This window comes from Photobacterium sp. OFAV2-7, assembly GCF_022347985.1.
Lineage (GTDB): Bacteria > Pseudomonadota > Gammaproteobacteria > Enterobacterales > Vibrionaceae > Photobacterium.
Map to the genome: position 1 here is coordinate 1 of NZ_JAKRFQ010000170.1, position 7306 is coordinate 7306.

The 7306-nt window shown below is 47.7% G+C and carries 5 protein-coding genes; 2 read left to right on the forward strand and 3 right to left on the reverse strand.

From position 1 onward, the window contains the following. The first annotated feature begins 64 nt into the window (after window positions 1–64). Window positions 65–1108 (forward strand): GMP reductase, encoded by a 1044-nt coding sequence (locus tag MHN01_RS11100; RefSeq protein WP_239411409.1) that lies wholly within the window; start codon window positions 65–67, stop codon window positions 1106–1108. A gap of 1835 nt (window positions 1109–2943) precedes the next feature. Then, window positions 2944–4314: a sodium:alanine symporter family protein gene (locus MHN01_RS11105; RefSeq protein ID WP_239411410.1), complete on the forward strand. Its 1371-nt coding sequence runs from the start codon at window positions 2944–2946 to the stop codon at window positions 4312–4314. Between the two features lie 112 nt (window positions 4315–4426). Here the strand turns inward: MHN01_RS11105 and dsbD are convergent, their stop codons facing one another. From dsbD to MHN01_RS11120, 3 genes are all read right to left on the reverse strand, one after another. Next, window positions 4427–6184, reverse strand: coding sequence for a protein-disulfide reductase DsbD (gene dsbD / locus MHN01_RS11110; protein ID WP_239411411.1), 1758 nt, complete (start codon window positions 6182–6184; stop codon window positions 4427–4429). Between the two features lie 65 nt (window positions 6185–6249). Then, window positions 6250–7131 carry an FAD:protein FMN transferase gene (locus tag MHN01_RS11115; protein ID WP_239411412.1) on the reverse strand — a complete coding sequence of 294 codons (882 nt, stop codon included), beginning with the start codon at window positions 7129–7131 and terminating at the stop codon, window positions 6250–6252. Beyond that, window positions 7121–7306, reverse strand: a 186-nt coding sequence (locus MHN01_RS11120) for a DUF3570 domain-containing protein (protein WP_239411413.1), incomplete at its 5' end; no start/stop codon positions are given. The genes MHN01_RS11115 and MHN01_RS11120, both read right to left, overlap by 11 nt.

Here is a 7306-nt window from a genome sequence, read left to right on the forward strand (position 1 = left end):
ACCTGCTATCTGCCAATAGCAAGAAAGCCAAAGGGCAAAATTCGATAAGATTAAGGAAATACCAATGCGTATCGAACAAGACTTGAAGTTAGGTTTTAAAGATGTACTGTTTCGTCCAAAACGTTCAACCCTAAAAAGCCGTTCTCAAGTTGAATTAACCCGCGATTTTACATTCAAGCATAGCGGTCGTCAATGGTCAGGTGTACCTATTATTGCGGCTAATATGGATTCCGTTGGTAGCTTCGAAATGGCCGCTTCGCTGGCCAAGCACGGCGTTATGACAGCCGTTCACAAACACTACGCCGTGGCTGACTGGGCTGAGTTCATCAAACGCAGCGACGCCAACGTACTAAACAATGTCATGGTATCAACCGGTACCTCAGACGCTGACTTCCAGAAAACCAAAGACATCATGGCGATGACCGATGAACTGATCTTTATCTGCATCGATATCGCCAACGGTTACTCGGAGCACCTAGTTGAGTACGTTGAAAGAGTACGTGCTGAGTTCCCGGATAAAGTCATTAGCGCTGGTAACGTTGTTACCGGTGATATGGTAGAAGAGCTGATCCTTGCCGGTGCCGACATCGTAAAAGTGGGTATTGGCCCGGGCTCGGTATGTACCACTCGCGTAAAAACGGGCGTTGGTTACCCGCAACTATCAGCCATCATTGAATGTGCCGATGCAGCGCATGGCCTGGGGGGCCGTATTATCGGTGACGGCGGTTGTGCCTGTGCCGGTGACGTAGCCAAAGCCTTCGGTGGCGGTGCAGACTTCGTTATGCTGGGCGGCATGCTGGCCGGCCACGAGGAAAGCAACGGCGAAGTCATCGAAAAAGACGGCAAGATGTTCATGAAGTTCTACGGCATGTCTTCTCAAAGCGCGATGGACAAGCACTCCGGTGGTGTTGCCAAGTACCGTGCAGCCGAAGGAAAAACCGTACTATTGCCATACCGCGGCCCGGTGGAAAATACCATCCAGGACATCATGGGCGGCGTGCGCTCAACCTGCACCTACGTTGGCGCGGCGAAGCTGAAAGAGCTGACAAAACGCACCACGTTTATCCGCGTTCAGGAGCAGGAAAACAACGTGTTCGGTAAAGAATAAACTCGGGATTTCCGAAAGATTAGAGGCCGCTTTCGAGTGGCCTTTTTTGTACCTGCGTATTGCAGACTAAGTGTATGAATTGAGCGAGACTATCGAGCTATGACAAATTACACAGAAAAAATGTACAACAAAAAAGTCCTAGTTTCTCAAAGAGCGCCTATACTCACTAATGAACATTGAACACCACCTCTCTTTCAAGGCACTTGTGCCTATTTTTGGTGATAACGAAAGTTCCTCTAGGCTTCGTTATCACCATTTTTTATTTCTAGTGTTCGGGATGGATACAACACGGGATAATTACCCATAAAGCGGTAGATCGTAATAACAACCAGTAAGAAGAAAAATGACATGGCGATAAAAACACCTATTCACATACGCGCATATTCTCCGAAAGAATAGCTGACAGTTAAATTAATATAAATTTGGAACCAGCATCAATTAATGTGCAGGTTGTTTATTCTAATATCGATAGCAAACAACGTTGGGTAGATATTTATTTGACGCTAATGGTCAAATAAATGGCTTAAATAATCACTGCTTTCATTATTGCAATAGCTCTCTAAATTAACTATCAAGAAAATTAATTGTTGATTAACTATATTTACGTCCATGTTTATTTTAAAAACGCGAGCAAAATAACAGAAATAAGATACTAAATTCCGTTGAAGGACAAGGATAGGACGATCAGCATAACAACATGCAATGTATCGCATAGCTACTTTACAAATACACTGGTCGACATCCATATCTTTAGGCTTATGCTTTTAGGGATAGCATTCTGCGAGTCTACTATACCTGTAATAACAGCAACTTATGCAATGATAATGATTCTTATTAAGCATCCCTTAGTTACAATACTCAACTCCTTGTTATGTTGAGTATCTATCATACTATCCGTGTAGGTACTTTTTCTTGTAGCTAGATGCTGTGGCAAAGAAAAGTATTGGTAGAGCGGGCAAGCACACGCCCCAGGCAAATATCAGCTCATTGCTTTCAAGTATAAAATAACTGCTTATGACATGAACAAGAACCAACATCGCAACAATAAACCAATGAACTCTTGGGTACGTTTTCGAAAATACCGCATACTGCCTAATCATCAACACCTCTTATCTAGTCGAGAACTTGCTAATACAATTAATTATTTAAATTCTAGATTTAGTATTAACAAACTAATCAGGCCCAATCAAATCCCAAAATACAAAAGTTAGAGCTATATAAAACACCTAAACCATTTTCTTCACTGATATACATTCAAATAGTCCGCTAATTAAAAAGACCGTGATACACGGCCCAAAAATATAAAAAAGTGTTCTCGATTGTAATAAGGCTCTGTTATAGCCGTTCAGTCGTGGAGATTGACCTTGTAGTGACTTTTTTAGCCAACATTTCATTGATCAGCTTAGCGGCCATATGCTCCACTTTATACTGCTTAGTCAATCGCTGCTTGTTCTTCCTGCTCCAATGACGCATAACCCATTCCTTACTCTCCGTTTGCTTCAAAATCTTCACTATAGGGTTACGTCCACCCGCTTTCCTCTCACCGTGACGCTAACTATGCTCGATATGGTAGCTCGCAAGGGAAAAAAGCTGGACGCCACTATTAAGTGTACTCACTCCCTAGTTTGCTATCATGATTTTTCCGTTTCATTTTGGTTTCATGCCAGTAACAGAGCTTATAGCCAGACCAGCTGCCTCACTACCGCTTTATAACGCACTTCTACCAAGTGCTTGAGATAGCAACAGCACCACATTTCACGTTAATGATGTTTGTATTTATTACGAACAGCACCTATGTTTTTGCATATATTATAAAAACTTGAAGGGCATACCCTATGGAGTCTTTAGCCAGCCTTATCTCTGCAATAAACAGCCTGGTATGGGGTGTCCCCATGCTGGTGATGATCCTCGGTGTCGGCATTTTCCTGACCGTCGGCCTGAAATTCATGCCGATTGTCAAACTGGGTTCCGGTTTTAAACTGCTGTGGTCAGGCCGTATCCCGGAGAAAGATGATGATAGCAAGGGTGAAATCAGCCCGTTCAATGCGCTAATGACTTCCCTTTCCGCCACCATTGGTACTGGTAACATAGCCGGTGTGGCAACAGCGATTTTTCTCGGCGGACCGGGCGCACTGTTCTGGATGTGGTGTACAGCCCTTGTCGGTATGGCAACGAAATTTGCAGAAGCCGTATGTGCTGTCCAATACCGTGAAACCGATGAGGACGGCAACCATGTCGGCGGCCCGATGTACTACATCAAAAACGGACTGAGCAGCAAATGGGCATGGTTAGGTACCGCCTTCGCCATTTTTGGCTCTATAGCTGGCTTTGGTATCGGTAATACCGTTCAATCAAACTCCGTTGCTGCTGCCGTTGATGCTAACTTCGGTATTCCTCCCATGGTATCGGGCCTAGTCATGATGATCCTGGTTGGGCTTGTACTCATGGGAGGGATCAAACGTATTGCAGATGTCGCCGGTAAGCTGGTTCCGCTAATGGCTGCCTTCTATATTGCTTCTGGATTATTAATTCTGGGCATGAACGCCGCTGAGATCCCGGCCGCGTTTAGCTTAATCGTCAGCAGCGCATTTACACCAGTTGCTGCCCAAGGCGGGTTTGCCGGAGCAGCAGTTTGGGCCGCTATCCGATTTGGTGTTGCCCGAGGGATCTTTTCCAACGAAGCCGGTTTGGGGAGTGCACCAATTGCCCACGCAGCAGCGCAAACAAAGAACCCTGTTGCTCAGGGGCTCGTGGCAATGCTGGGGACATTTATCGATACCATTGTGGTATGTAGTATCACCGGCCTCTCGATTGTGGTCTCGGGTGCCTGGCTCAGCGGCGAGACCGGCGCAGCACTGACCTCGGCAGCATTTGCATCCTCACTACCGGGGCTTGGCAATTATATTGTTGCCATCGCACTTTCAATCTTTGCCTTTACCACGATTCTCGGTTGGAGTTTCTACAGCGAAAAATGTATCCAGTATCTATTTGGCGTGAAGGCGATTGTTCCTTTCCGCGTATTGTGGATTATCGCGGTACCTATCGGTGCAACCAGCTCACTCGAATTTATCTGGTTACTGGCCGATACGTTAAATGCCATGATGGCTATTCCAAACTTAATTGCCCTGCTGCTGCTTAGCCCTGTCGTGTTTAAGCTGACCAAGGAATATTTTGCTCGGCAGGCAGCCAGAGCCAAACAAGACTAACTCGATGCACTAAATATCGCAAAACACCAACAACATAGAGCAGAAACAACAAGCCTAGCCACAACGCAATGTGACTAGGCTTGTATCATTTAAGGGAATTTGCTTATTGCATTTAGCCCTGCTGGCCGATTTTTGCTATGTGAGTCAGGAACTGCTGTTTATCAAGCTCGCCGACTACTCTAAGTGGTTTGATCTCGTTACCCTGGCTGTCGAAGAACAGGATTCCCGGCGGTCCGAACAGATCCCTCTCGGATAGCCATGAAGCCTGCTCATCGGTGTTGGCTGTCACATCAAACTTCAGGCTATTAAAGTTCGCCATCTTCGCCATCACTTCACTGTCTTGAAAAACATTCTTGTCCATGACTTTACATGACGCGCACCAGTCAGCATAAAGATCGACTATGGTGACTAATTGTCGAGGCTCCAAGTTGTCTATGCCACGCTGCAGCTCTGCCACAGCAGTGACTTTGGTAAACTGGCTTGCAGGAGCCGCTTGAGATGTCGGAACACCTCGACTGAATGGGCCTAGCGGATCAAGCGGGTCATCCGCTCCGGTCAGCATACCCACCAGCAGGATCACGCCATATACCAACGAGATAAAAGATAGAGACTTAGTGGTTCGCTGCCAGCCACTTTGTGCCGCTTCCAACGCCCCAAAGTGAATCGCGCTACCAATCAGTAGCAATGCCCATAGTCCAAGCGTTGCCCAAGGAGCTGCAAAACGACTCACCAGCAAAATAGCAACTGCCAGCAGCATAACGCCGAAACACTGCTTCACCTTGACCATCCACGGACCGCTTCTTGGCAGGAACTTACCGCCCGAGGTACCAATTACCACCAGAGGCACGCCCATACCAAGCGCCAGCGTAAACAGCGTCGCTCCGCCGAGGACCCAGTCCTGCGTCGTAGACACATAAAGGAGTGCGCCTGCCAGCGGTGCCGAAATACACGGCGATACCACCAGCGCAGACACGGCCCCCATAACAAATACGGTGATCACCTTGCCGCCAGTCAATCGCTGTGACTGACTGTTAAGCGCGACCTGAATACGCGAAGGCAACTGCAGCTCATAAAAGCCGAACATCGACAGGGCGAGCAACACGAATAAGACTGCAAACAAGGTCAGTACCCAGGTCTGCTGCATTGCAACTTGTAAGTTAAGCCCCTGCCCCAGTGTTGCTGTCAGGACACCCGCCAAGGCATAGCTTGTCGCCATCCCCAAGACATAGGCCAGCGAAATACGAAAGCCTTTCCAGCCCGTCATCCATTCACCCTGACCACCAATAATACTCGACAGAATCGGGATCATTGGCAGTACACAAGGCGTTAATGACAGACCCAGCCCCAGAAGGAAAAACAGGCCCAGCGCCTGTAGCAGGCTGGTATTTTTCAATAGCTCAGAAAGCCCCTGAGTATCGCTTGCCAATGAGGAATCCAGTGATACTTGAGAAGGTTTTGACGGCTCAACAGATTGAGCCGCTGCCAAATCAAGCTTCTTAGTCTGAGGCAGGTAACACAAGCCGTCATCAGCACAGCCCTGAAACCTGATTTTGGCTTCCCCCTGCCCCGTATATGGCACGGTAATGGTCAGCGGGCGATGGTACACCTTTACATCGCCAAAATTGGGATCCTGTTTTTGCTCGGCGGCAATTGAGTAGCGAGGCTCCCCCACTACCAGCGAATCGCTATTGGTCTTAAACGAAAAGCGTTTATGGTAAAGATAATAGCCCTCTGCTGTATCGAAGGTTACTTTCAGCGCCCTTCCACCTTCACCAGCGTCAGCATCAGAGACAAGCTGATAAGAAAAAGGAAAAGCCTGCTCGACAGGCAGGAAGGATTTCTCTTCGCCAGCCTGCACGGCGAAGCTCATGCACAATGTAAATACTATTCCCGCAAACAACCGAAAAGCTCGCGGAATCAATTGGGATATATGCTTCATTGATTTAGAAATTCTATGTCTTGGTGAACGGTAAGCTGGTCATCGACCAATGCGAAACCCACTGATTCCGGCGCTGATATTCTTGGGTCTATCGTCAGCGAAGTACTGAAAATACCGGCCTGGAGGGCGGTTTCAGCCACCACTGTCGACGACAGAATGCGACGGTGTGTTCCTTGCTCAGAAAGAATATGTGATGTTTCCTGATCACTGAACTGATAGCGTCTGGCATAGTGCGCCGAGGTCGTCAGGGCCTGATCCCGCAACGGCAGTGCGAAAATTGGCCGTGACGGATCTTTGGGATTGAGCACGGCCACTACAAAGTCACTGCCATCAGGCTTTCCGCCTGATACGCGAATATCACCACCAAAATTGATCAGTACACCGCTCGCATTATGCTTAGTCGCGATGTCGATAGCCTGATCAACAGCCACTTCCTTTATCACTCCACCCAGATCGATACGGGTTTGTGAAAAGGCAAAGTTAAGCATTCCTTCTTCCAGGCTCCAGGATGATAGCCCCATATAAGGTTGGGCAAATTGGTAAGCCTCTTCCCGGCTGACAGAACCACCTGTTTGCTGGAAAGCTTTTACAGTTCCGATCGTGATATCGAAAATGCCATTGGTCGCACTACTGTGTTCGCGAACCTTAGTGAGCACCACCAACGTCTCGTTATCAATTTCAACGCTATCAGCCTTGCGCTGATTAATCTGAGCTGATAGCACCGAACCTGAATCATAGAAGTTGAACTTACTTTCCAAACGGCGGGTATTGGCTTCAATGGCCTGCGTGATTCGCGCCGGTTCCGGCGCAAATATCATCACTTCACAGGGTACTGTCATCGCCATAAAACGGTGACTAAAAGGCTGGTTAGTACTCATAGGTTGCACCCAGTACCCACCAGCGGCTTTCATAGCCATTACTCTGCTCGTAATAGGCGGCAAGTGCATTTAGGCGCCACTGCGAAGAGACTTTGAGGCTTAGGCCAAGCTCATAGGCATTGGCATTGAAATCACCCAAGCGAAGATCCGAGGTCGCATAACCCGTGGCCGAGAT